This is a genomic window from Pseudomonas sp. ICMP 3272, from assembly GCF_001466905.1.
GTDB classification, from domain to species: Bacteria; Pseudomonadota; Gammaproteobacteria; order Pseudomonadales; family Pseudomonadaceae; genus Aquipseudomonas; species Aquipseudomonas amygdali.
The window spans coordinates 1-281 of the sequence record NZ_LKEK01000028.1 but is presented as its reverse complement, the minus strand read 5'-3'; the positions used below and the strand labels follow the sequence as shown (position 1 = coordinate 281).

Sequence of the window (281 nt, the reverse complement as noted above, 5' to 3'; positions counted from 1 at the left end):
CAGTCGTGTCAGCACGTCACCGGCGAGCGGATCGATGGCCACCTCTTCCAGGCTCAGTTTCGCGTTGCGCCATACCACCTGCACCGGCTGCTCAAGCCCCTCCCAGACCACGCTGGTGCGCAGGATGTCGTGACGTTCGACCACGCTCTGCAAGGCCGCGGCGAAACCGGCCAGGCACTCGCGATCATCGAACGTGAAGAGCATCTGCAAGATGTAGGGGTCACCTTCATCCGCGGCCAGATGGTGATAGAGAATGCCTTCCTGCAAGGGGGCCAGGGCGT

General features: G+C 63.0%; 1 protein-coding gene. It reads right to left on the bottom strand.

The window, feature by feature from the left end:
• Positions 1 to 281 (bottom strand): condensation domain-containing protein (locus AO068_RS03845; protein ID WP_236717207.1); only part of this gene is annotated, 281 nt, incomplete at both ends.